Origin of the sequence: Polyangium mundeleinium, from assembly GCF_028369105.1 — a bacterium.
Taxonomy (GTDB): Bacteria; Myxococcota_A; Polyangia; order Polyangiales; family Polyangiaceae; genus Polyangium; species Polyangium mundeleinium.
Window position 1 is genome coordinate 1,443,148 of sequence record NZ_JAQNDO010000001.1, and the last position, 23,078, is coordinate 1,466,225.

At 64.7% G+C, this 23,078-nt stretch carries 23 protein-coding genes; 7 read left to right on the top strand and 16 right to left on the bottom strand.

Translation table 11 applies throughout. The features are described from left to right. Positions 1-363 precede the first annotated feature (363 nt). On the bottom strand, positions 364-807 hold the full coding sequence (locus POL67_RS05970; protein ID WP_271916090.1) for a hypothetical protein: 444 nt from the start codon (positions 805-807) through the stop codon (positions 364-366). Next, on the bottom strand, positions 804-1,235 hold the full coding sequence (locus POL67_RS05975) for a hypothetical protein (RefSeq protein WP_271916091.1): 432 nt from the start codon (positions 1,233-1,235) through the stop codon (positions 804-806). The genes POL67_RS05970 and POL67_RS05975 overlap by 4 nt, the downstream gene beginning before the upstream one ends. A gap of 83 nt (positions 1,236-1,318) precedes the next feature. Between POL67_RS05975 and POL67_RS05980 the strand changes: the two genes are divergently transcribed. The 3 genes from POL67_RS05980 (at position 1,319) to POL67_RS05990 (ending at position 3,736) form a co-directional block, all read left to right on the top strand. After that, complete coding sequence (locus tag POL67_RS05980; protein ID WP_271916092.1) at positions 1,319-1,930, top strand: DNA sulfur modification protein DndB; 612 nt, start codon at positions 1,319-1,321, stop codon at positions 1,928-1,930. A gap of 283 nt (positions 1,931-2,213) precedes the next feature. Continuing rightward, positions 2,214-3,218: a DUF2130 domain-containing protein gene (locus POL67_RS05985; RefSeq protein WP_271916093.1), complete on the top strand. Its 1,005-nt coding sequence runs from the start codon at positions 2,214-2,216 to the stop codon at positions 3,216-3,218. A 161-nt stretch (positions 3,219-3,379) separates the two neighbouring features. Continuing rightward, positions 3,380-3,736 carry a hypothetical protein gene (locus POL67_RS05990; protein WP_271916094.1) on the top strand — a complete coding sequence of 119 codons (357 nt, stop codon included), beginning with the start codon at positions 3,380-3,382 and terminating at the stop codon, positions 3,734-3,736. Positions 3,737-3,789: 53 nt separating this feature from the next. Here the strand turns inward: POL67_RS05990 and POL67_RS05995 are convergent, their stop codons facing one another. The 4 genes from POL67_RS05995 to POL67_RS06010 all read right to left on the bottom strand — a co-directional run bounded on the left by POL67_RS05995 (position 3,790) and on the right by POL67_RS06010 (position 10,510). After that, positions 3,790-5,697 carry a UvrD-helicase domain-containing protein gene (locus tag POL67_RS05995; protein WP_271916095.1) on the bottom strand — a complete coding sequence of 636 codons (1,908 nt, stop codon included), beginning with the start codon at positions 5,695-5,697 and terminating at the stop codon, positions 3,790-3,792. 1 nt (position 5,698) lies between these two features. Then, positions 5,699-7,663 carry an ATP-dependent nuclease gene (locus tag POL67_RS06000; RefSeq protein WP_271916096.1) on the bottom strand — a complete coding sequence of 655 codons (1,965 nt, stop codon included), beginning with the start codon at positions 7,661-7,663 and terminating at the stop codon, positions 5,699-5,701. A 304-nt stretch (positions 7,664-7,967) separates the two neighbouring features. Next, positions 7,968-9,920: a helix-turn-helix domain-containing protein gene (locus POL67_RS06005; RefSeq protein ID WP_271916097.1), complete on the bottom strand. Its 1,953-nt coding sequence runs from the start codon at positions 9,918-9,920 to the stop codon at positions 7,968-7,970. A 107-nt stretch (positions 9,921-10,027) separates the two neighbouring features. Next, positions 10,028-10,510: an HNH endonuclease gene (locus tag POL67_RS06010; RefSeq protein ID WP_271916098.1), complete on the bottom strand. Its 483-nt coding sequence runs from the start codon at positions 10,508-10,510 to the stop codon at positions 10,028-10,030. Positions 10,511-11,702: 1,192 nt separating this feature from the next. Here POL67_RS06010 and POL67_RS06015 point away from each other — a divergent pair. Next, positions 11,703-12,026 carry a hypothetical protein gene (locus POL67_RS06015; RefSeq protein ID WP_271916099.1) on the top strand — a complete coding sequence of 108 codons (324 nt, stop codon included), beginning with the start codon at positions 11,703-11,705 and terminating at the stop codon, positions 12,024-12,026. Positions 12,027-12,372: 346 nt separating this feature from the next. Here the strand turns inward: POL67_RS06015 and POL67_RS06020 are convergent, their stop codons facing one another. Then, positions 12,373-13,173 (bottom strand): Ntn hydrolase family protein, encoded by an 801-nt coding sequence (locus POL67_RS06020; RefSeq protein ID WP_271916100.1) that lies wholly within the window; start codon positions 13,171-13,173, stop codon positions 12,373-12,375. A gap of 135 nt (positions 13,174-13,308) precedes the next feature. Here POL67_RS06020 and POL67_RS06025 point away from each other — a divergent pair, with 135 nt between their 5' ends. Then, a complete protein-coding gene (locus POL67_RS06025; RefSeq protein ID WP_271916101.1) occupies positions 13,309-13,572 on the top strand; it encodes a hypothetical protein in 264 nt (87 codons plus the stop codon). 265 nt (positions 13,573-13,837) lie between these two features. On the opposite strand, the gene POL67_RS06030 is transcribed toward POL67_RS06025, so the two are convergent. Next, positions 13,838-14,155, bottom strand: coding sequence for a helix-turn-helix domain-containing protein (locus POL67_RS06030; RefSeq protein WP_271916102.1), 318 nt, complete (start codon positions 14,153-14,155; stop codon positions 13,838-13,840). Positions 14,156-14,197: 42 nt separating this feature from the next. Between POL67_RS06030 and POL67_RS06035 the strand changes: the two genes are divergently transcribed. Next, a complete protein-coding gene (locus tag POL67_RS06035; RefSeq protein WP_271916103.1) occupies positions 14,198-15,001 on the top strand; it encodes a hypothetical protein in 804 nt (267 codons plus the stop codon). A gap of 55 nt (positions 15,002-15,056) precedes the next feature. On the opposite strand, the gene POL67_RS06040 is transcribed toward POL67_RS06035, so the two are convergent. The 7 genes from POL67_RS06040 to POL67_RS06070 form a co-directional block, all read right to left on the bottom strand. Then, positions 15,057-15,557, bottom strand: coding sequence for a hypothetical protein (locus tag POL67_RS06040; protein WP_271916104.1), 501 nt, complete (start codon positions 15,555-15,557; stop codon positions 15,057-15,059). Positions 15,558-16,093: 536 nt separating this feature from the next. Then, the gene (locus POL67_RS06045) at positions 16,094-16,285 is read right to left on the bottom strand and encodes a hypothetical protein (protein WP_271916105.1); all 192 of its coding nucleotides are present in this window, start codon (positions 16,283-16,285) and stop codon (positions 16,094-16,096) included. A gap of 104 nt (positions 16,286-16,389) precedes the next feature. Next, on the bottom strand, positions 16,390-16,761 hold the full coding sequence (locus POL67_RS06050; RefSeq protein ID WP_271916106.1) for a helix-turn-helix domain-containing protein: 372 nt from the start codon (positions 16,759-16,761) through the stop codon (positions 16,390-16,392). 1 nt (position 16,762) lies between these two features. Continuing rightward, positions 16,763-17,296, bottom strand: a complete 534-nt coding sequence (locus tag POL67_RS06055) for a hypothetical protein (RefSeq protein ID WP_271916107.1) — start codon at positions 17,294-17,296, stop codon at positions 16,763-16,765. Then, positions 17,293-18,033 (bottom strand): hypothetical protein, encoded by a 741-nt coding sequence (locus POL67_RS06060; protein ID WP_271916108.1) that lies wholly within the window; start codon positions 18,031-18,033, stop codon positions 17,293-17,295. Before POL67_RS06060 ends, POL67_RS06055 begins: the two co-directional genes overlap by 4 nt. Positions 18,034-18,449: 416 nt before the next feature. Continuing rightward, positions 18,450-19,691, bottom strand: coding sequence for a sigma-70 family RNA polymerase sigma factor (locus POL67_RS06065; RefSeq protein WP_271916109.1), 1,242 nt, complete (start codon positions 19,689-19,691; stop codon positions 18,450-18,452). A gap of 69 nt (positions 19,692-19,760) precedes the next feature. Further along, positions 19,761-20,837, bottom strand: a complete 1,077-nt coding sequence (locus POL67_RS06070; protein WP_271916110.1) for a hypothetical protein — start codon at positions 20,835-20,837, stop codon at positions 19,761-19,763. A gap of 151 nt (positions 20,838-20,988) precedes the next feature. On the opposite strand from POL67_RS06070, the gene POL67_RS06075 reads away from it, so the two are divergent. Beyond that, entirely contained in the window at positions 20,989-22,170 is a 1,182-nt protein-coding gene (locus tag POL67_RS06075) for a hypothetical protein (RefSeq protein WP_271916111.1), read from the top strand. Between the two features lie 24 nt (positions 22,171-22,194). Here the strand turns inward: POL67_RS06075 and POL67_RS06080 are convergent, their stop codons facing one another. Beyond that, the gene (locus POL67_RS06080) at positions 22,195-23,037 is read right to left on the bottom strand and encodes a hypothetical protein (RefSeq protein ID WP_271916112.1); all 843 of its coding nucleotides are present in this window, start codon (positions 23,035-23,037) and stop codon (positions 22,195-22,197) included. Between the last annotated feature and the right edge of the window lie 41 nt (positions 23,038-23,078).

Here is a 23,078-nt window from a genome sequence, read left to right on the forward strand (position 1 = left end):
TACTGCTAGTCCAACGGGTTCGTCACCGTCCCGCGCAGCAGGCCGATCCTCATCTGCCCGCATTGCGAGCACGAGATGCACGCCCAGGAGTACCCGCAGTTCATGTTCGTGGTGCGCATACGCTTGATAGATCGTGTTAGCGATACGCGCGTCGCGAACTGCGACATTGCGGAGTGGGATAAGCTGTACCCCGATCACGCGCTACCGCTGCTGAAGGAATGAATGACGCCGAGCGAGAAGGTCAAGAAGCTCTCGGCGCCAGCAGGGCAAGACGTTCAATGGGCACGAGGCGTTCCAGTGCGAGGAGCAGTCGAAGGACGCGGAGGTTAGGGGCCGGTTGCGCCGGCAACACTCACAGCGCGCTTATTGGTACTCATCAGGATCCACTCCGATGATAATGGCCTTGTCTCTAGGAAAAAGGAAGGCATACGCCTCATCCTCAATGGGGAGGATACCTCGCAATGGGTCCTGGAAGTCCGGGTGCGACAAGGTGCCTCTATACCGCGCAGGTGGCATGGGCGCCACTTTGAAACGAATCGTTGCGGAGATCAGATCCATCTCCAAAAGGTCACCCGCTGGCCTTAGCTCAAAGGGCTCATCAAGCAGACGGGGCGCGCCCTCATCGAGAGTTACAACCCACGCCCAGTAGCCAGCGAAGCGCTCGCCGCGCTTCGTGACGGGAACGGCGAGCGATGCGTATGCCACACCTGCCCCCGCAGGAAGTTCCTTGGGTGCATACCACCCGTAACCTCTGTCATAAGTTCCCAAGACCAGAAAGTGAACGTAGTGAGAGGGTACAAGCGTCATCGCACCAGCTCAATCGTCGTGCATGCCGGGTCATTTAGGACAGCCTGACTGCGCTCCGTCTCGAATTTGCTTTGTAAGTTCTGCGCCCTTCCTTCGATTGGGCCACACACCACGTCTACTCCAACCAAATGGCTTCGGGTAGCTCTCGCGCGTCGAACCCGTTGGCGAAGTTTCTTGGCGTCTTTTTCCGCAAGATACTTAGTTTCGAGCGCCGAATAGCTTTCCTGAGTAATAATGAAGCGCAGCGCTCTGGCGTTGGTGACTCCAAACCGCCCGATCGCGAACTGGAGGGCAAGGACGGGCGAATCGCCCACATAGAATCCGCGTCCAAACTCTCCGCCGCCACGAGCGACATCAATCGCGGAAGTGCGGCTCGACACTCTCTGCGCAGTGACGTGATCTGTGCCGTGGTAGAAGGCGTCGGGCATGGTGGTGTTGCTATCGCGCTTGCGCTGCCGATCGGGTGGCGGTGCTACGGGTCAGGTCGTGCGCCGTTCAAGGCGAACGTATCATGCGCACGGAGAGAGAGTCGAGTCCCTTATCCCTGCGATCTAGCCCCTCAAACGCCCTGGAGGGTCGAAGCCCTTCCGGGTCCTGCGGATCGAACAAGCTCTTCGCGCTGGCCAACATCCACGCGGCGACGAAGACGCTGCTCGCCGGGTTCAGCGGGAGCTTCGAGACCGCGAGGCAGATCGCCGTCGACTTCTGGACCGAGGTGACGCGCATCATGCCGCTCTGGAACGAGGTCGGCCTCGGCAAGGTCCGGGCGGCCGAGCTGCGGGAGCAGTACCTGCATGGGCACGCGGTCGCGCTCGAGGCCCTCGGCCGGGCCGGCAACGCACTGCTGCGGGAGCGGCGGGAGGACTGGAAGAGCGTCCTGGCGGGCCTCGGAACGCTGGACTGGTCCCGCATGTGCCCGCGATGGGAGGGACGCGCTGTGGTGAACGGTAGGATCGCGAAGAACGCCGCGAGCGTCATCCTCACGGCCAACCTGATCAAGGTGCACCTCGGACTGGAGCTCTCCATCGAGGACCGGCGGCATGAGTCCGTGCTGGTCGCCGAGGACGCGCAGATCGACGAGGACAACATGCAGGGCGACGAGAGGGCGGCGGCGGCGGCCTGAAGAAGAACAAGAGGGCGGTGCAGTTCGGGGGCTGCACCGCCTTCTCGCTCGTCTAGCTGATGCAACGACAGATCCACCATGCGCGTGCTCGTAGCTGCCTTCCTTTTTTCTAGCTACCTGCGGACAGCCCGGTCCTGCGCGGCTCGCGACCTGGCGACGGGAGATGGGTCGGTTCGTCTCTGCTCTCATCCCGCAGACGTCCCTGACGCACTTGAGGCGATCGGCCCTCGCGTCCCGTATCCGCGCTACCTTTCAATCCACCGCCTCGAACCCGGAGGGCCCCGTGCCACAGCAGAAGTGCCCCGTCTGCGGCCAAGCGCTGCTCGACCCGAAGGCTCACGCGCGTGTCCAAGCGAACCTCAGCAAGTTTCTCGAGCACGAAAAGGCAAAGCTCGGACGCGAGGCGAAGCGCGAAGCCCAGGCTCTAGCGCTCCGCCAAGTAGAAGCGCTTCGTGGCCAGCACGCCGAAGAGCTGGCGCGCGCCACGTCCCAAGCGGCGGCCGCGAGCCGCACGCAGTTGCGCGAGAACGAGCAGCTCAAAAAGAAGGTGGCGGAACTTCAGCGAAGGCTGGAAAAACAGACGCCTGACCAGCGTGGCGAGTTCGGTGAGGCGGAGATCCTCACCCAGCTTCAGACCGCGTTCCCCACGGATGAGATCCGCCGGCTCAACAAGCGTCAAGGAGGCGCGGATATCTTGCACGAAGTTCGCGAGAAGGGCGCCATGTGCGGCGTGATCGCGTACGAGTGCAAGAACGTCGCGGCCTGGAGCAACGGCTTCATCGGGCAGGTGCGCAAGGCCCGCACCGTGCACAAGGCGCGCTACGTCGTACTCGTAAGTAACATGTTCCCGCGCGGTCAGAAGCACCTCTGCGTCGTGCGCGACGTGCCTGTCGTGCATCCGTCGATCGCAGTTCATCTCGCGCGCTACCTGCGCGAAGCGATCGTCACCTTGGCGCAGAGCAGGGCGACAGAGCCTGAGCGCCAACGAAGGGCGGATCGACTGCTTCAGCTCATCCAGAGCGAGGAGTTCGGCGAGCAGATGCACGCGATCGCCGAGGCCGTGCAGGACCTCGAGGGGCTCCAGGACAAGGAGCGGCAGGACCACGAGCGTACGTGGGCGCGGCAGTCGGAATACCTCGCCGTGATCAGCAAGAACACCACTCGACTCGACGGCCAGATCGCTGCGATCCTCCATGCACCCGTCGCCCGCGACACAGGCGCTCGCCCTCCGCTGGCGCGCTCGCGGGCGTTGGCGCTTCCGGCTAAGGTCGCTGCGCGTCGTGCGTAGCCGCTGATCGTATACGAGCTCGGGCGCGAAGCCGCCGGGCACTTGAGAGCCTGCACGGTTATGTCGAACCAGCCTTCTCGGGCACGCAGAGCGCGAGAAGAGGTACGCTGCGGGTTGACCCGGGACGCGAACGGTCCTTTCCTTCGCGGCGAGGTGTACCCATGGCCGCAAGAGACAACGAACTGCTCGATGAGATCCGCGCCGTGCTTGCGAACGCCGCGAAAGGCAAGGGACCTGTCCCGCAGTTCCTCACGAGCTTTCAGATCCTAAACCGACTCCCGGCAACCACAAGGGAGTGGCTCATCACCGAGTACGGGCGCCCCGGGGAGGGGGCGAAGGCGCACTTTGCGGCCGCGAGCGCCATCGCAGCGTCGCTGAAGAAGCTGGGCGGCGAGGTCGACGTCATGTACTTCGACGCAAGGGGCGTCTCGTTCGATGTGGGCGGCGAGCAGGTTCGGTCCGGCTACCCGCTCTGTGGGCTGTACCGCCTGCGACAAACGGAGCCGGAGATCACCTAACGGAGCGACGCCATCCCCCCGTCGGTCTGCACGGGCGAACAGACGGCTCACCGTCACGGGCTTCCCATGTCGGTGACCGGCACGCTCGCCGCCGTGAGGAGTTCGTAGACCTCCGCGATCTGGTCTCGTGACTGTTTCTTAATTCCTCTCTCTAAGGTCCGGCGTCCCGCAAAGGAGAAGGCGACGCGTTTTTTCGCCCGAGAGATCGCGACGAAGAAGGCGTTAAGCTCTTCCACCGCCTGGGAACGGGACAGGCGGAAGCTCCAGAAGGCAGCGTCCTCCAGCCCGATAAAGAAGACCGCCGAGTACTCGAGGCCCTTGCTCTTGTGGATGGTCATGATGGGAACGGCACCAGCCCCTTCAACCAACGCGATCGCATCCTCCCAGCCTCCCGTTCCTATCTTGGAGAGCTCGGCCGAGAGCTTGGAGACGGTCTGCTCGTAGAACGAGCCACGCTGATATTGCGCGTAGCGATTGCGTAGCGCTCGAATGAAAAGCGGCTCGATGTGCTCGGCGACCAGCGCCCGGATTGCGTCGGCTGTGGGCGGGAGAGTCGGCGCAAAGCTGCGCAGCGTTCCACGAAGTCCTGCGAGCGAACGGTCGAGGGCTGAAACATCTTCCTCTCCCTCCAAACCGTGGAGGGACGCTAACTCATCGCGGAGCTTCGCCCATGCGATACCTGGGTGTTGACCCAGCAGCGCACGGAATGCGAGAAGCAGTAGCGTCACGACTGGCTCGGAGAGGAGATCTTGGAGCGCGTCCTCGAGACGCGCGTTAATGCCGCGGCGCCGAAGGGAGTCAACCGTCGCGGCTGTGTAGCGGGCCGCGTGGTAGCGAGCAAGGATGCAGATGTCGCGCGGAGGCACTCCCGATTCGATAAGTGCGGCGATCTCTCCTGCAATCCAGTCAGCTTCGTCGGTGTCGTTAGGAAAGAGGTATGCTCCGCAGGCCTCGGGCGGTGGGCCTCCGCCTTCGAGCGCCGCGATCTCGGACGCAGCGGCTTCGTCTGCCTCCTCGCGTAGCCGCGCGGCCAGAAAGCGCACGACGGGCGCGATCTCTGCCGAGGCGCGCCGGTTGCGCTCAAGGCGTTTAGTGGTAGCTCCGAAATCCGCTGAGAATACCTTGAACGCATTCGGCAAAGCGCCAGCCCAGCCGTTTATGCGCTGTTGCGGATCCCCAACGGCAGTAAGGATCGCCGCGGTCCCCTGAAAGAGGGCACGCGTGAGCGTGTACTGCGGCTCGGTTGTATCCTGGAATTCGTCAAGAAAGACGTGCGAGTATGTGGTGCGATAGGCGCGTCGCACGCGCTCGTCGGTCCGAATGAGGCCGATCACGAGCCTTGTAATCATTCCGAAGTAGAGCCTGCTGCGTGCCTCTGCGAAGAGGAGTTGTCGCCAAAACTCCTGCGCGGCCCAATGCTCGAGATTCTTGGGTTGCACTCGCAACGGAACTTGGAGTACCCGTTGCTTGAAGAACCACTCGTTCTCGAATGCCTCCAGGTCGCTCGAAGAGCCCAGGTCTCTTGGTGGCGTCATACGTCGGAGAATGTCGCCCACGTCTTCGGCTCGAGGTGAGCTGAGCACCACCTCGTAGTCGCCCGTCGGTCGGACTTCCCGAGGGAGGGCGACCAAAAACTGGTCCAGCACGCTTTTGGCAAACGCATCGAAGGTGTATGAGTCGAAGCGTCGTCCCAAATCGAGACCTGCTCGACGGTGCACGCGATCGCGCAGGTTCCGAGCCGCATCGCGCTTGAAGCTGATCGCAAGAATGCGCCGCGGCGGCGGGCACGTTCCTGTCTCGAGCAGGAAGCAAGCCCTCTGCGCGAGGAGTTCGGTCTTGCCTGCACCGGGTCCTGCGACGACGGCAGTGTTCTCGTTGGCCCGCACCGCCGACTCGGCGGCCGGCTCGAGCTCCGCTATGCCGCGTGGCGTCCACGCCGAGGGGTCGACTAGACGAGCCATGTCACGTTGGAGCGAGCGCCTTTACTCGCTCGGCAAGGCGACGGAGGACATCGGGGGCGCCCTTCGCGAGTGTAGTATCGTCGCACTGCGCGAGAGCTCGCGCGTGGGTTGCAGGCTTGCTGCCCGACGCGAAAAAGTACGCGTACCAAGAAAAGAGCTTGTGCTCCTCGTCTGTGTACGTGAGGCCGCTGCCTCCGTTAGTGCCCAGGGTTGCGCGTGTGACCCGTTCGACGAACGGCTTCACGTCTTCGTGAGGTTGCGGGAATTGCGGGCCTCCGCGCGAGGGAGCGAGCTTCTTGTATGCCTCTGGGAATGCCGAGAGCATTGAAAAATCGAGATCGAGCGGCGCGCTCATGAAGACGTTGAAGCCGACCTCGAGATGCCTAATCCAAGATGCGAAGGTAGGATCCGTGATCGCTACGGGAACAACAGTGTCGACCTGCTCAAGGTGAACGCCGTCGAGCACCTTGGCGGATCCTTCGCCGAATTCCACCAGCTCACCTACCAGGTCACGAATGCGTGCCCAACCACCGCCATGGCGCTCGAGATCGAGGTCGGTCAAGGTCACGTAGGGTGTTCCGATCTCGCGAAGGAGCCGCCAGAAGTGATGCACGTGCCGGCCCCCGAGGGGGACGACCGCGATGAAACGAGGATCGATGTCGAGCCCAAGAACCCTAGCGACACGCGGGATGACGATCTCTTCGCTTGCACCCTCGCCGAGAACCACAACGGAGGCGAAATAGAGCTCGGGATATGCCATCACGGCCTCGCGCACGTACTTGAATGCCTCTTCAGTGTCCTTTGGCAGCGACAGGCGGGTGATACGGCGCCCGCCATTCGCCTCAGCGCGGAAGTGGCGCACCTCGGACGGCTCAACACGACGCATGATCGATGCGGAGTGACTCGTCAGAAGTACCTGCACACCGCCAGCGGCGATTAAGTTGCGGAGCTTCTTCAGGATACGCCCGAGGTACTGAGGAGCGAGATGGTTCTCAGGCTCCTCCACCGCGAGCAAGGTGAGCACTGGGCGCGGCCCGCTATCGAACGTGGCTGAGCCCTTGCCCGCGAGCTTGGCCTCGAACGTGAGCGTGCTTTCCACGAGGGCGAAGTAGAGAAGCGAGCGCTCGCCTTCGCTCAGAAGATGGATGGATCTCGAGCCGACCGGGCCCGAGATCTCGGCATCAAGGCGCCGCAGGACGCCGGCAAGATCCGTATCCGCGAACGTGAATGACGGGACAGACGTGCCACTGACAAGGTCTGACCAATGCTCGCGGAGCGTCGACTCGAGCTCGCTCAGGGTCGCCTCGGCGCGCACCATGCCCGTGAGCTCTCGGTCAAGCTTGGAAATCTTTTCCTTAAGCTCATCCGGCCACCGAATGACCTTCAGGACGCGAGAGAGGATCGTCCCCGACACAGCTCGGAGCTCGCGGACAGCGTCACGGGTAGCGGGAATGTACAATGCTTGAATGAGGCGGCGCTCGACGCCGGACAGCGGAAAGACCTTTTCTTCTGGAGCATCCACTGCGTCGGAGTTCACCCAGGAGAGTCTCTGCTCGACCTCGCCCTCCGCTGTGGGTCCGGCGGACCAACTTCCGTCCAGGCGAATGCGACACATCGGCACAGATGCGGTTTCGCTCACGACGATGTGCTTCAGACACTCGGGCACGGCAGCTGAGGCGGCTGCCGCTGCATCGTTCAGGAGTTCGGGAAATTGGAACCATGCCTCGATCCGAAGATCGAGTTGATTTGGCATGCTCGCGCCTGCCGCTGACGAGACGTGGAAGTCCTCTCGGGTAAGGGTCCGGTGCGCATTCGTAGTTCCGAACATCCGGACGAGGGCAATAAGAGCAGCACTCTTGCCCGCACCGTTCGCACCGACAAACGCCGTGAGCGGGTCGAACTCAATCGTTGTCTCCTCGGGACCGAAGCACCGGAAACCCTTGATCGTCAACTTGAATAGCTGCATGGCGACCAACTCCCTAAAGCAACACGAACTTCAAAGGCCCGGCGGATGCGGACTTGGCAACTGGTAGAGAAAGCCAGGAACGATGCGGCGAGACCTTGAGATCAGTCCCTTCGAGAACTTCACGAAGCGATGACACTGCAATCCTGGCCCCAACAACCGTGCCAGCGTGCCCGTTCTTCATGCCTGCTCGGCGCGCCCATGAGGACAGTACGTGCGCAATGGGGACGCTGAGAGATGCCCGGCGCCCGCGGTCTCTAGGCGAGCGTCCCACGGAGTTCGCGCGAGTGGGACGCAATCGAGCGGGTCATGGTGCATGGCTTGCGTAGTACGAGGCGAATGCGTTGGCGAGGAGATGGTGCTTCGAGATCACTCGGATGGTCGACTGCGTCGTTCGCTCGATCAGACGATAGCTGTCCTCGCCGCGGACCAGCTCTAGGTCAAGGTTGTTCTCGAATACCTTTCGCAGCAGCGTCGCGCACGAGTCGACCGATCTGGCCACGAGTATGCCATTCAACACGCCGGTGCTGAGAATGACCTGAAGCGCAAGCGGGTGCTTCTCGCGAAACAGCGATGCGCGCCGCTCGAAGCGCACTGCGGTCGCGACGAGAGTGCCATCGATGTCTGCGCGGAGGCCCTCGGGTATTGGCGGTGGTGCGTTGGGGTTGCTCATCACCCCGCGGAGCCATTCGAGATACTTGCCGCGGGTCTCCTTGAAACGGTCTGTCTCCGTATCCAAACCGAAGTCTGCCCAGTGGCGCGCCACTACGTCCGCGATCTGCTCATCCGTGCCGGCGGCAAGTCGCCGGTTCAGAATCGCGCCGAGCATCGCCTCGCGGTCCATCGTCTGTGAAACTTCATCAGGGTCGATCCTGTGGAGGATGTTGCGAAGGTCGTCCTCTGACGATTGCGCGAGCTCTGACGAATCGAGCTGGAGTTCGGGAGCATCGAGCTTGGGGACGTAGACGATAACAGGCTTGCCTTGGCCGAGCGCGACGGACGCCTCCGAATCTTTTCCGAACGTGTCGGACTTCTGCGCCATGTAGATGGTTGCGGCGGATCGCCTTAGCATCAGCGCCTCAACAAGCCCCTTCGCGATGCGATCCTCAACCCAAGACTGAGTTGGGTTGAAATACCGCAACTTCAATGGCTTGACCTCCGGGTGCTCGAAGAGACGCAGCACGAACTGATTTACCGACACGAAGTCCGAGTCCTCTCGCATCGAGGTTGCGACGTACACGTCCATGTGGTCGGCTGCGAGATACTGCGAAAGATTGCGCAGGCCTGTTGCCTGGGTACCCGCGATCCGCGCTCGATCGATCTCATCCTTCGGCGCCAGGCGCTCGGCCTCGGCCTCCAACTCCTCAGGCGCGGGGCTGAATAGCGCGGACATCGGGCCGTGGCTGAGCCGGGAACCAAACTTGCGTAGAAGTGATTCCATTTCACGTCGGCGCTTGGGCTTGAACTCCTCTACGGAAGTGCGCCCGTTTTGCCGAATGAAGGCAGCCATATCTCGAAGCCACTTCACCAGTTCTTCGCGCTCTTTACGCTCCTGGTCGAGCTTCGCGGCGGCGATGTACCCGAGGTCGCGCAAGCGCGCCTCGTCGATGTTCTCAATACGGTTCCACGGAGCTCGGTCCCGGTATTCGTCGAGTGAGCGTGTTCCGAGAGCTGCGACAAGCGTTGCGAGGTCGCTTGCGCGATTCATCTCCTCGTACGCCTGCATGAATGTCGGGAACAGACGGATGGCCTCGGCCTGGTAGCGCTTCACTGCGGCCGAGAACTGCCCGATGTCCTGGAATGAATCGGCCTTGAAGTAGCGGTTGAAGAACTGCTGCGACACCGGCCGGATGCCGTAGAAGACCTGGATCTCCCGCAGAGTGTCGAAGGCAGCGTGGTTCGTGATCGCGGCGCCGATCAACGAGGTGACAGCGCCCTCGACGGCCTGGGACGCCTGATCGTCCAGATGTGCGATCGACACCTCCTGCCCGATGAGCTCGCCAAGTTCGGCCTCGAACTCGACTCGTCGTGCAGCACTCAGACGTAGAAACGGCTCGACGAGCGCGTCTGGCAGGCTGAGATGCTTCGCCAGAGCGCGCAGGTGCTCGGCGGCAGGGAGGCGATAGCCCTGCTCCAGGTGAGCGATGGCAGTGCGAGGGAGCCTGCCGGCGTCCTTCGATAGCTGCTCCTGCGTCAGACCGCGGTGCTCGCGGAACGCGCGAACCAGTGATCCGAGGTCTCCCAACGAGTGGACGGCCATGGCTCCTCTGGGGGTAGGAAACAGTGGATCTATCGGCTTGCGTCACTCGCGCGTCAAGCCTTGTGCACAGGCGTCTCCTCAGGGCTTCTTGCCGTCTGCGGCCACGTTCAACGTGCTCGACGACGCCATCCCCCACGCCGTCTCTTCTTCGGTGCCTCGGCCCGACGAGCCACCTCGGGGACGTGACTCCACGTCTTGCCCTCGTCGATGTTGCGGATCGACTTCGCGTCAACGCCGAAGCTGAACCCGATGATCCGCGGAGACACGCCTTGATCGAGCAGGGCGCAGATCTCCTTCACCTGCTCCTCGGTGAGCCGAGCGCGCGGGTTGTTGATCCCCGGCCGCCCTCGTGATGACGAAGCCGCGGGAAGCGCCTTGCGCTCGATCTCCTCGAGCAGCACCGCGTCCGCGTTGAAGGGGTTGGGCTTCGAGCCCTCGTAGAGGTGGCTGGGGTTGACGCACGTCTTCTTGCCGCAGGTGTGCAGGACCATCCCAGACGGAGGACGTCCGTGCTCCAGCTCGAACATGTGGCGGTGGGCCATGACGACGTGGCGGCCGACGCGGAAGACGCCGTACCCGCGGTTGTTCACCGCGCCGAGCCAGTACCAGCACTCGTCGCCGTTGCCCTGACGAACAAGGGCGCTGAACTTCGCGAAGGACGAGAGGTTCTGCTCCTCCGGGTCACTCGCTGAGAAGTACGGCCCGGCTTCTTCGTCTCGTCCACGTTCTACTCGGTGCAGTTGAACAAGGCCGCTGGCGTCGATCTGCCCTCGGTCACGTTGTTGTTCAAGTTCAACGACTACATGCCGGCTCGAACCTGATGTTCTTCTTCGCGTGGAAGCTCAACCGCCAGCCTCCCGGTTGAAGCGGGACTTGTCGTTGTTCTTCCTGTCGACGTTCTCGCTGAGCTTTGGACCAGCGGCGCTAGCAGCGCAGGGTTAGCAGGAGACGGTCGTCGTTCATGACGGCCTCATCGAAGTTCAACGGCTGCCAGGAACAACATCTGGTCCTTGAACTACAACCGCTTCAACCTATGCCTGGAGGTCCAGGGTGGCGACCCGGTCCCAGTCCTAAGGGTTGTGATCGGCTGAGTCGGAGGTGCGGGGGATGGGCGCTTAACTTTGTGGTTAGGAGTCTGTGTTGAGTAGGTAAAATATGTGTCTGATCATGGATTTAGCTAGGAACGGTCCGATCAGATCTAGGTACTCAACACCGAGTCCCAACTGCAAAAAAGATCGTCACCACCCCCTCCCTGACGCTGCGCAAGCACCCGCAGACACACCCCCAGGGGCCACCGCCGGGAGTACATCTCCTCAGCTCGGAGGTTTTGTTCATGCGCTTCACCATGAACTCGATGTCCGCCTCGTGAGTCGCCGCCGGCACCTGTCGGTGAAGACGGGCAAACAGCGGCCGTGATCGGCGAGTTCATCTAGAACGACGTCGGCAAATACAACGACTACTTGCTCGCCGAGCTGATCGACATCGAACTCCTCTCGCGATCGGCAGAACAACGTGGGCCGGTTCCACGGCCTCGCCTATGCTCCGCTCATGCTGCGCGTCGCAGTTCGTCTCGCACTCTCCCTCTGCGGCCCCCTCTCGTTCATGGCGTGCGGCGGCACTCAGACCGCCATCGCCACGGCTGATCCAGGCGTCGCCTCGCAGGGGGACACTGGAATTCGTCGTGGGCCTACCAGCATCCCGGTCGACGGGGACCCGAACGGCCTCTGATGGGATGAGACCGCGGCGGCCCTCTACATCGCTGACGCGAAGAACAACCGCATCTTGAAGTGGACCGACGCGGCTGGGTTCTCGACCGTCGCGGAGTTGCCCCCGGCGCCGCCCGAGGGCGGGGGCCTCGGCCGGGTGGTGAAGCTCCCGGATGGCAAGCTCGTGGTGACGCGCTTCGGCCACGGCAAGGCGGGAGACGTCGTCTACGCGAACCCCGACGGCACGAGCGGCATGGTGCCGAACCTCGATCCTCTCCGCCGTCGCATCGGTCTCGCGGTCACGAGCGACGGGACGCTGTACGAAGTGTTCTTCTTGTTCTCGAAAGACTGCTCGCCGCCGAGCACGAGCCCCCAACAGGCTTCTTCAAGCCACCGATGACCGCGGCCTCGCTCCCGGCCAGGTCGAGCCGCGCGATGCCTCCGCTCTTCACGCCGTCCGTCCTCGCTTGGCGCCTCGAACTCGACCTCAGGCCCGGGCTCGGGCGGGGTGCCCGCGGGGTTTCCTGCCGGGATGACGAAGGTCTTGAGGATGCGCCGCATGGAGGGCTCCGCGCGGTCTGGTCTGCTTCATCCGCTGAGGCGCCGAAGGAGCGGAGGCGAGGCGCTTGGCCAGCCTGCGAGGCGGCAGCCCACCTGCGCACCGAGCATCTGGACCGCGCGCCGCGCCTCTGGAAGGGGCAAAGCGCCAGGGCCTCGGCGGCGGGAACCCGCCAGAGTGAACCTCGTCAAGCGTCGACGCGTTTGAAGGGAACGAAGGGACGTTCATCGAACGTCGCAGGTTCTCTCCAACTTACGTTCTCCATCTTGCTAGACAGGTGGATCGGGAGGCCGAAGAGGTGGCGGGTGCCCTTGCCACCGTCGCTGGACCACCAGAACCCAACGGGGACGTCGCTCTCCTTCGTCAGCATGACCATCTGCGGCGCCCCACCGACACTGGTCTCTTTGCCGTCGAGAATTACATCGTGAAGCGCCTTCACGATGCCCTGCGTGTTAACCACCCCTTTTTTCTCCAGCTCGCTGAGTCGCGACTTCGCCGAGGCTGCCCCACTTCCGAAGCAGTGAACGCGCTTTGATGTGAGGTCGATCGCTACAGGTGCTGCGACGTCCTTGTCGCTCAACTCCAACCGCCAAACAGAGAAGCACTCCTTCCGTGAGTCCCAACCAGCGAGCAGAAGTGTCGCCGGGCGCCGCCACGCAGTCGGTATCAGTGGGAACGTGTGCCGGAGGTGTTCGTGGATCGCCATCGCCCTCGCGTCGACTGTCGGCGCCTCCTTTTCGTCCACCTTGTGGAGATGGTCTGAGTTGCTGATGGTCGCGACGGCGGAGGCGATGGCACTGAGGGCTACGAACGAGTCGCCGCAGTAGCCAAAATACTCTCGGGTCGGGTGGAGCCGATGAATCTTGGTAGCGTACTGCCACGAGATCTGGCCGCCCTTCCCATCGTCAGCGGACAGCAGACTGTCGCTCGCGATGTTGATCGCAGTCGGGTCATTGGGCTTGTTGGTCCACACCATCAACAACGTCATCTGGGATCCTCGAGAATACAGGATACCGGCGGGTCGTTCATCCGAGAACTCGCACCCCGATCTCGCCGCCCCTCGGCGTGTCCGGTTGGCGCTCGCGCTGGCGCTCGCGAGCGCCACCGCCTAGAACTTGTCGGCGTGGCCCCGGGCGTTGCGATCGGCGTCGAATCTGACCTTGCCCGAGGGGAGCACACGGCGCTTGATGGCGTGGACCTGGCCGACGAGCTCGCGGTCGCGCGGGAGCGTCACGTCGCGACGCTGAAGCAGGATCTTGAAGTCCGTCGCCCAGCGCTCCTTCGCCTCGTTGGTGAAATTCTCGCCGACAACCGTTCACGCGCTTCTTCGACGCGCTCGATCGCCGGCATGCGGCGAGTTCTCGGTTCATCATGGCGCGCGAGCTGAGGGATCGGCGCAGCTCACGGCCAGAGCGCGCCCCCCCGTACCTGGACGTCGGAGTTCGAGTCCTCCCTGGCGCGAGGCGAAGAAAAGTCGGCGCGCGAGCGGCGGGAGCCGAAGAAAAGTCGGCGCGTGACCGGTCGCGAGCCGCATCCATGCTCCGACCAGTAGGCGAGGATGGCCGTCCCTCGGCCTTCCCGTCCGCGGCAACCACCTTCGTCATGCAGGTGGTTGCCGGACGGCTCCCGCTAGGCCCCGCCCCGGGCCCGGCTCACCCGCTCCGCCGCCGTCCCCGCGTCACCGCGCGCAAGAGGCGGAGAACGGCATCCTGGACGTCCTCGGACGCGCCCTGGAACAGCCGTGCTGCCTCGATGGCGGCCGGGTCAAGGTCGTGGACGCCTCCCACGAGCTCCCCCGGCGGCACCCCCAGGCCCTTCGCGAGTGCGAGGATGCTCGACAGCGAGGGGTCACGCCGGCCGGCCTCGATGCCCCCGATGTAATTCGGGGTGAGCCCCGCGCGCTCCGCGAGCTGCTCCAGGGTCAGGCCCAGCGCCTCTCGCCGCCGCCGCACTTCCTTGCCGAAGTCCACGGCGCCGAAGGTCGCGGGGATGGCGCTTCAGGTGAACACACGATGGTGTTGACAATCAACACGATCGTGTATCGTGACATCGCGATGCATCGGTTTTCCCCTCCTCCGATCGTGCCCTCCGCGGCGTCAACGATCCTGCCCCTCGCGTTCATGCTGGCGAACAGCGTGCTTCTGGCTGGATGTTCCCGCGACGCATCGAGCATCGTGCGCGACTACCTGAACCAGGACAGTTGCCTCGACCGCGCCAAGTTCATCCTCGACCCCGAGGCGAACCGCGCCGCGCTCGCCGAGCACTACAAGGACCAGAAGGACTGCAAGAAGCCGTTCGAGTCGATCGAGGCCGACGACTGCGCGAAGATGAACGAGGGCGACTACTGCAGCGTCGAGGTCGTCTTCGGGAAGAACAAGCGGGACTACTACTACCACTTCAAGAAAACGGCAGAGGGCCTCAAGCTCGACTGGCGATCCTCGGTCGGATACAACCCCGTCTCGCTGCCGTTCTTCCGGACGCAACGGCTCAAGGGGACGTACCTCTTCCGCGTCTGGGCGAAGCTCACGGACTACTACAACTTCGACTACAACGACACGGAGCAGACCCACCAGTCCATCGAGCTACGCGACCCAGGCGGCGCGGCGATCACGGGCTACATCCGCCGCGACGCACCCACGGCAGCGGCGCTGTTGGATGTGCTCAAGGACGGCAAGGAGCACGGGGTGATGGTCGAGCTCCGGTATCCGCCGAACTCGAAAGACAGCAGCGTCGTGGGTATCGAGCGGTTCGTCGCCGAGCGCTGGCGCCAAAGGCCGGAGGAGTTCGAGGCGCGTCCCGCACCAGCGCTGCCCTGATCGCTGCGCTGGAGTCTCCTCCGGCCGAATGACAGACACGCGTTAGATCGGGTTTTCAAGCCCCCGTCGCCGCCGCCCTTGCAGGGGGCAATGGCAGCGCTGGGCGCCCCCATGGGATCGGCAACGGCGCCGCCGTACGGCACACGAGGTGCAGCTTCATCCCCTCGTGATCGACCGCGGAAACCTGCATGGCTGGGGTCTTCACACCATCCTTCGCCTGCCAGGCGCGCAGCGTGAGCAGGCCCCTGCGATGCGCACCGCGAAGCAGAGCCTTGAATGCCGAGAGACCGAGCCCCGTCGCCTCACCGCGGTCATCGAGCTCCTGGAACAGCTCCACGATGAGCGCATCGTCCGAGCCTTCATTGGCCACGGCCTGCACGCGCGCGGCGAAAGCATCGAGACGCATCGTGAACAGGCGGGGGCGCCCTTCGCGTCGCTTCTCATCCTCGTGGACCTTGCGCGCGAAGTCCTTTGCTGCGGCATAAGCCTTGGGAGAGAGCACCTCGAGGACGTCGTCGAGCGCGGCGTACATGTTCCGACGCGACCATCGCTGCACGAGATGGAATGTGGTTCGTCGGGAACGAACTGCTGATGCAGCGACCACCAAGGGGTTCTCGTCCTCGGGCAGCTTGCACGTGGCGAGTTCGAGAAGCCCCCGGTTGTACGCTTGGAGCAGTCGCGCCTTGAATGCGGAAAGCGTTGGGCAGGAGGGGACCTCGTCACGCTCGCGAAGCAGACGGAAGAGCGGTGCGATGAACACGCCATCATCATGTACCCCTTCGGTCACGCTGCGAGCCGCTGACTCCACGCCCGCGGCGAAGGCGCGAAGGGATCCGTTCACGAGCCCCGGTGCGCGTCGACGCTCAGCTTCGAGCTTGGCACGGGCGAAGAGCAGGACTGCGGCCGTGCCGTCCCGCGAGAGGACGTCGAACGCGTCAGGCCCCGTTCTGAGCTGCCTTCGGGAGGGCGGAGGCGGGGGCTCGAAAGACGCGGGAGGCGGACGAGCGGAGGACATCGAGACCCTCGATCGCATGTTCCGCGGCAAACCGCAAGAGAGGACAAACCCTGCTGTTCATCCTGCTGGAGGAAAGATCACGGGATGAGCAGCTCGCGCTCCGTGCCGTCGGTGCTGCGCAGGATGATCCTCTCCCGGCCGTTTCGGATCGCCGCGAGCAGCACGTCGTACAGGGCCACGGCTCTCTTCACCACTTCGGTGATCGTGCCGGCCTCGCTCATCGCACGCATCTGATCGAGCCTGCCACGAAGGCGCTCGGGAAGTTCCAAGTTGAGCCGGACCTTAGGTTCTTCGCTTGCATGCCGTGACAACCGATCATCCCCATCTGCCGTCGAGGCTCGTCCTGGTTTCCTGCCAAGTCCGACTCGCTATTCTACGTACGACGAGTCCCACGCGAAGGGCGAGGCTCCTCTGCCCGTGGGCTCTGCGAGGCGGACACCCGTTCGCAGAGCTGCGCGAGCTCTTCCGCGCTCATGCTGCCGATCTGCTCGACAACTGCCTCGAGCTCACTTTCCTCGGGGAACAGCACAAGGAACATCGGCGTCAAGTCGAGCGCGCGTGCGATGCGATCGAGGGTGGCGACGTTGATCGCGACATACCCGCGCTCGATGAGCGACAGGTGGCTCGCGACGACGCCGGTCTTCCTTCTGAGGTGCTCGAGCGACATCCCTTGTGCGAGGCGCAGATCCCTGATCCGATGACCTAGTTTGAGAGCAAACGGATCCGGCTCGTGTCGGCGGCCCATGTCAGGGCTCCCGCCGTCCGCGTGCCTCCGGAGCGGTACAGAAGTAGAGCAAGCCCCGCTTCGGATCATGGATGCCCGCGGCACGCTCGACGAAGAGCGCGAGTAGCGGAGCGGCGACGAGCCGGACGCGCCCTTCGCGCTCGGCGTGAAGTAGAGCCGCCTCGAACGCCGCGCGTGGAACTTGAACAAGGGCCCCGCGGAGGATCGGCTGCGGCACGCCCTGCGTGTTCTTGTAGGCCGGATGCAGCCGGCCCATCGCCGCGAGGATCGCGCTCACGACGGCCGGATCTGGGCCTGCGTCACGCGCGGCGAGGGTGCGCTGCGCGTACAGCAGGACGTCGGCGAGCTCGGGGATGCGGAGCTGCCGGAGGACATCGTTCACCTCCTCGATCGGCGTGCGATGACGTCGTCGAGGCTCGACGGGTGAGAGCGCAGGCGGGGAAGGTCGGATCGTCGAGCGCGGGTTTGTCGAGATGGGCGCGGCCTGCGCATCGGGGCCGCCCGGCGTACGTGTGGAGACGCGCTCGCCGCTCAAGACGCTCTCCTCGCTTGTGCAACGGGAGCGACGCGCTCGAGCAGCCCACGCGTTGCATGCTCGATCCCGGCAGCAACTTGTCGTGTCCCGGAGATTGGACCCGCAGGACGAAGTACAACCTGGCCTTGCTCTTCGAGATGAAGGAGCGCTTGGTCCACTGCGGATCGTGCGATCCCGAGGAGCTTGCCGCGCAGAACAGCAAGGCCGACCGTCCCGTCTTCGTCAGGGCGCATGTACATGAGCGCGTAGATGATCTGCGCCTCGACGTGCCCCTCCGGCCCCGCGAGCCTAGCTGCGGCGATGTGCTCGATGAGCTTCGCCGTCGCCTCGAGCTCGTGCGACTCGAAGCTCCAGAGCAACGTGTGCACCTCGTCGACAACGGCGCGTCGCCCTGGGGACAGAGACGAGACCAGCGTGGGGACGGGCCTGCGCGCCGCCTTGTGCGCGGACATGTGCACGTGCGATGTCGACGCAGAGGCCGCCGGACGCGCAGGTGCAGGGGCCGGCCCCGGAGCAGCGACAACCGCTGCTACAGGGCGGTGCCGCCAGAAGGACAAGACGCCGATCAGCACGCGCCACCATGAGGGCCTCACCGGGATCGACGTGGCGGGGACAGGAGGCGCGGGCGCCGCCGGCCGCACGAAGAACGCCGTGGGGGCGTTGTCGTCCTCTTCGTGGCTCGCAGCCGGGCGCGTCAGCACGCGCGTGGCAGCTTCGTCTTCTTCCTCGTCGGCCATGTACCCCTCCGAGCGCACGAATGCCGTCTGCGGTCTGAAAAGCCGCGAAGCCCCTGTCGTCGGCTCTACGACGTCGACTCAGGACGCCGCAGCCGACAGCGGATGAAGATCAGAGCGATGATCGCCCGGAGGCGGGCGCGGAACCTGGGCTAGCGAATGCGAGCCGTGTCCCGCGACCTCCTTCGAGCGAATATCACCATCCCCAGGCGACCGCGGTGGTATGCCTCGACGAACGCACCCCAATGCGCGCCCTGCACCGCGGCCGTCTGCGGATGATGATGATTCGCGAGGACAAACGCGTCCGCATGCCGGCGCTCATGGCCGGGCTCAGAAGCCGCATGTCCCTTACTCTCTAAACACGAGCCAACTCAGGCGACCCGTCCAAGGAAAGTGCACGCCCCCGTGCAAGAGGCTGGTCAGGGCGTGTCGTCGCTCTTCTGCTCGATCTGCCGCAGGCCCTCGAGCGCCGCGGCGATGTACTTGTTTCGGACCCCCGCGTGATGACTGCTCCGGTAGTCCCGTTCATGCTGTCGCAGCGTGGAGAGCGCCTCGGCGAACTGCCTGCGCGAGAGCATCTCCCGAGCTTGTTCGAGGTTTGTCGTCTCCGGGTCGTTGAGGGGCACGGCGGCGGGCGCGGCCCGCGGGGGCGTGATGACAACCACGGCGGGGCTCGGTCCGGGGGCGGGCGGAAGCGAACCGTGAGAGGAGCTCCCACCACGCCCGCTCTCGTCGACCACGACGGAGAGCACCATCGGCACCGCATGCCGCGCAGCAGGCGACTCGTCGTGGGGCCAGAGCGCGACCGCGCCACCCCCGCCCAGGGCGCCGACGCCGACCAGGAAGAGCGGGTGCTTGATGATGCGCTCGAGCACCGCCTTCGCAGTGGCGCGAGCGGCAGGCCCAGAGCCCCGAGGCGCGATCATCTGGATGAGCCGCTTGCCCGAAGCCGGCGGTTCGGAAGGCGGCGGGCTCGGCGGCAGGGCGGGAGGAAGCGCATCGTCGAAGCCGAGCTCGCGGGCGACGCCGCGCCAGACTTCGTGCCGCGCCTTCTCGATGAAGTCGGGCGTGAGGTCCTCGGGGTGGAAGACGGTATCGAGACCGAAGGGCAGCAGCATGAACGGCGTGAAGTCCCGGCCGAACAGCTTCTTCACCCTGCGCCGGAAGACGTCCTTGGCCTCGACGAGCCTGGCCTGCGCGGTATTGCGCGAGACCCCGAGCGCCGCGGCGATCTTCGGCAGCGACTCTCCGTTGAACTCTGCCCTGACCAGCACATCGACGAGCTGCGCGTCCATGGTCTGGAGCACGCGTTTGACGACCTGATCGAGCTCATGATGCTCGAAGCGCTCGTGTGGGTTCTCGTCGCTGGGCACGTCCACGCCGACGTCTGCCTCGGGGGTCTCGAAGCGGTGACGGTAGAGGCGATAGTGCTCCGCCGCCTGCTGATCGCAGATCATCTTGAGCCAGTCCTCGACCCCCGCGGACGGGACCTTGTCGAAGTTCTTGTAGACCTTCACGAAGACGAGCTGCGCGAGGTCGTTAACATCCGCCTGGCGCACGCCCATCCGAGCGAGGATCCCCAGAACGGTCAGGAGGTACGTCGCGTAGAAGCGGAGAAAGGCGTCGCTCGCATGATGCAGGAACGGGAGGAGGAGCCCCATACAGACAAACACGCGCCGAGACGGGGGACCCGTCCAATAAATCGTACGGCTTCCTGCTCGAAGGCGACTTCACCGGATGTCGAAGGGAACAACCAGGCCGACCCGGACCGCGCCGGTGAGACGAGGAGAGCGCCAGAGCTCCTCGCCATCGACGACGAACCTACGCTGACGAGCCGCGTAGGCCATGTCCCCGTGGAGCTGGAGGCCCACGAAGCGAGCGAGCCGGAACTCGCCGCCGAGCCGCGCGCCGAGGTCAATGACAAGGTCATCCTCCTCGTGTATGAGCTTGAATTTCTGCACATCGAGTGAAAGCTGCGCCACGTCTCCGAAGACGCAGGCGCGGACGAAGACGCGGGCAGTAAGGAGCTCATGGCGTCCGCATGCCAGCGCGGTCAGACCCACCCGTCGCGCCTCTACGTCGAGCTTCGTCGGTAAAGCCCAAGCCCGATCGTACTGCCCTTCGACACCGATGGAGACCCACCGCCACCGCGCCTCGATGCCCGTCGCGAGGCTCAGGGCGGTTTCGGAGGCACTCCACCAGGCAGCCCCCATGTTCGCGTAGATGGCAAGCTGCGGCAGCCCTGCCAGGGGCGGCGGGGTCTTCGGTGCCGAGAGGCCTGCGGCGGGTTGAAGCGGCTCGACGCGAGCAGGCGTCGAGGGAGCTGGGGGCGGAACGGCTGATGAAGACGCGGAGGGCGCGGGCGTCGCCGACGAGTTCGACGCCGCCGGTGCCGCGGGTGGGATCGTCAGTGGGTCGATGATGTCGCGCAGGTAGAAGACGGTGCGATCGGCGAGCTGGTCACAGCGCCAAGATTCCGCGTACGTAACATGGTTGGCGACAACCTCACCGTTCTCGTCGCGGGCCTCGATGTGCGCCTCGATCCGCTGCGGATTGAGCACCAACTTCACGGAGATGGAGCGCGGCGCGTCATCGGTGAAGGGGTCGTGGCCCTTGAGCTTCGTGGCGAGGGCGGCCTTGATATAGCTCCTGTCCGGGCAGTTCTTCGGGGCGTCAGGGCCGGGGGTGTAGTCGAGGCGCCACGGCAGCACCTCGGGCGACTGCGCCGTCGCCTCCGAGGCGCCACAGAGCAGGGCCGCGACGAGCAAAAAGCGCGCCCTGAAAGGGCGTAAAGAGGCGTCCCGCATGACCCGAAAGAGCAGGTTTGTCCCCACCGCAGAGCATGCCCGTGGGGCGCGCGAGGCGCAAGCGTTCGTGGAACGCGACGGCGTCCGCGTTGGTTTGTCCGTCAGGTCCGAACGTTGACCGTGCCTGGTTTCGGAGGCTAGCCTTTGTGGCATGCGCGCGTTCAGGATCCTCGCCTGGTACCTCGGCGTGTTGGTCGCCTTCGGGGTCGCTGCATGTGGCTTCGCGACGAGCGAGTACGTGTCCGTTTGTTACAACGACGCGCAGGAGGAGGTCCCCTGCTGCGGCCCGGCAGGGGAGAAGTACGCGTGCCCGCCTGATTCAGGCGATGATGCTGACGTAGATGCCGGCGACGATGTCGATGCCAGCGACGATGATGGAGGCCCAGAAGCGGGCCCAGACGCGTCTTCGCTGGTCTGCCCTGGGCAGTGCGTGCCTTCGGGCGGCGGCGGCTGGGGCGACACCCCGTCGTTCGTCTGGATGGGCAAGGAGACGGACCCGCCGGCTCCGCCGCTGCCCGGTATGGCCTGGGTGACGTGGGTCGATGTTGTGTTCGCTGAGCCTGTTTGTCCGGTCTGCTCATGCGCGCCGCCGGATGTCGGCTGCACGATGCCGAGTTCGTGGGCCGCCAACTCGACCGCTTGTCAAGACCTACCTTCGCCCTATATCACGCCCTTTGACGCGCCGATCGGCTGGGACGGATCATGCACGGCGGCAAACCCGATCCCGGGAGGTGCGATGTGCGAGGGCGGGCCTTGTGTCCGCTCGTTGAGCGTGGAGCCGCCCGTCGTGGCGCCATGCGTGGCCGAGCCGGCCATCCCGCCCGAGGGCCAGCCCTTGCCCCCGCCCGTGCGAACGAAGGTCATCGAGTACTCGCCCGCGCAGATCGGGGCCTGCGAGGGCGGGATCGACCGCTGCGTCATGAAGACCCCGCCAGGCTACCGGCTCTGCCTCGTGGCCTATGGGCCTCTGGCCGCGCAGACCTGTCCCGAGGCGTGGCCAGAGCGGCACGACGGCTGGAAAAACGTGGCGGAGCAGCGATTCTGCTCGGCGTGTTCCTGCGGACCTCCCGAGGGAGGCTTCTGCGAGGTGCGGGTTGAGGCGTTCGCCGATGATGCGTGCGGCAACGAGCGGGGCAGCCTCGTGCTCACGTCGAGCGAGGGGGGCAAGTGTGTCGATCTGACTAGCGGCACCGCGCTCGCAGGGAAGACAGCCGAGGTCCTCTCCAGCGGCCCTGGTACTTGCCAGCCAAACGGCGGCGAGATCATCGGCGAGCCGTTGACTGAGGTGCCCGTGACCTACTGCTGCGTCCCGGAGCTGGTCCCGCCGCCGTGATGGCCACCGCGCCGGTGCAGGTCATCACGTGCAGAGGCCGTTGAGGCAAACCTCGGAAGCGCAGGCAGCGTTTTCCGTGCAGGGCTGGCCGAAGTCCAACGCGCAGCGCCCGTTTCCGTCGCAGACGTGGTCCCCGGCACAGGTCACGTCGGGATTGACAGCGTTGTCTCCGTCGTACGTCCCATAAGGGCGAGGTATGCATTCACCAGTATCGAATCCGCAATTGTAACAGAGAGGGCACGGTTTCGCGCAGCAGAGACCGAGTTCACATGCACCGCTCGCGCAATCGGCGTTCGTCTTGCAGAACGGGCCGAAGCAAACGGGGCAGTGTCCGTAAGCCTTGCCGCAGTCGATGCCGGTCTCGTCTCCGTTCTGGATCCCGTCATTGCACCTGGCGCACAGGCCCTCCCAGCAGTAGCCCCCGGGGCAGCCTGCATCCACGTTGCACGTCCCCGGGCACAGCGGACACGACCCGCCGCAGTCGACGTCGGTCTCGTCCCCGTTCTTCACGCCGTCATCGCACCGCGAGCACACGTTCCCGGCCTCGCAGGTATGCCCCGGCGTGCAGTCCGCGTCCTGCAGGCACCCAATGCAAGTGCCCGCGCCGTCGCACACGCCGGGGCACTTCTCGCCGTCGACGCAGGGTTCGATCCGGCAGCGGAAGCCCACGCGCTCGTTGAAGCTGCGACAGGTGCCGTCGCAGATCCAGCCCGTGCACATGGGCGGCCTGCCGCACTCGACGCCCGTCGTACATGGGCAGCCCTCGCCCCCGTCCTTGCACGCAGGGTCGTTGCACGCCGACAGGGTGACGAAGGCCGGGACAAGAAGCGCGAACGTGAGCGCGACGACGACGCGGCGCAGGATCATGGCGACAGCCTCCTGGGTTCCGTCATGCCCCCAAGGCTCCG

What these genes read in the sequence shown, in the direction of transcription:
- POL67_RS05970 (WP_271916090.1), bottom strand. Translation starts at nt 807, where the DNA reads ATGACGCTTGTACCCTCTCACTACGTTCACTTTCTGGTCTTGGGAACT.
- POL67_RS05975 (WP_271916091.1), bottom strand. Translation starts at nt 1,235, where the DNA reads ATGCCCGACGCCTTCTACCACGGCACAGATCACGTCACTGCGCAGAGA.
- POL67_RS05980 (WP_271916092.1), top strand. Translation starts at nt 1,319, where the DNA reads ATGCGCACGGAGAGAGAGTCGAGTCCCTTATCCCTGCGATCTAGCCCC.
- POL67_RS05990 (WP_271916094.1), top strand. Translation starts at nt 3,380, where the DNA reads ATGGCCGCAAGAGACAACGAACTGCTCGATGAGATCCGCGCCGTGCTT.
- POL67_RS05995 (WP_271916095.1), bottom strand. Translation starts at nt 5,697, where the DNA reads ATGGCTCGTCTAGTCGACCCCTCGGCGTGGACGCCACGCGGCATAGCG.
- POL67_RS06000 (WP_271916096.1), bottom strand. Translation starts at nt 7,663, where the DNA reads ATGCAGCTATTCAAGTTGACGATCAAGGGTTTCCGGTGCTTCGGTCCC.
- POL67_RS06005 (WP_271916097.1), bottom strand. Translation starts at nt 9,920, where the DNA reads ATGGCCGTCCACTCGTTGGGAGACCTCGGATCACTGGTTCGCGCGTTC.
- POL67_RS06020 (WP_271916100.1), bottom strand. Translation starts at nt 13,173, where the DNA reads ATGACGTTGTTGATGGTGTGGACCAACAAGCCCAATGACCCGACTGCG.
- POL67_RS06035 (WP_271916103.1), top strand. Translation starts at nt 14,198, where the DNA reads ATGGTGTTGACAATCAACACGATCGTGTATCGTGACATCGCGATGCAT.
- POL67_RS06050 (WP_271916106.1), bottom strand. Translation starts at nt 16,761, where the DNA reads ATGGGCCGCCGACACGAGCCGGATCCGTTTGCTCTCAAACTAGGTCAT.
- POL67_RS06060 (WP_271916108.1), bottom strand. Translation starts at nt 18,033, where the DNA reads ATGGCCGACGAGGAAGAAGACGAAGCTGCCACGCGCGTGCTGACGCGC.
- POL67_RS06065 (WP_271916109.1), bottom strand. Translation starts at nt 19,691, where the DNA reads ATGGGGCTCCTCCTCCCGTTCCTGCATCATGCGAGCGACGCCTTTCTC.
- POL67_RS06070 (WP_271916110.1), bottom strand. Translation starts at nt 20,837, where the DNA reads ATGCGGGACGCCTCTTTACGCCCTTTCAGGGCGCGCTTTTTGCTCGTC.
- POL67_RS06075 (WP_271916111.1), top strand. Translation starts at nt 20,989, where the DNA reads ATGCGCGCGTTCAGGATCCTCGCCTGGTACCTCGGCGTGTTGGTCGCC.
- POL67_RS06080 (WP_271916112.1), bottom strand. Translation starts at nt 23,037, where the DNA reads ATGATCCTGCGCCGCGTCGTCGTCGCGCTCACGTTCGCGCTTCTTGTC.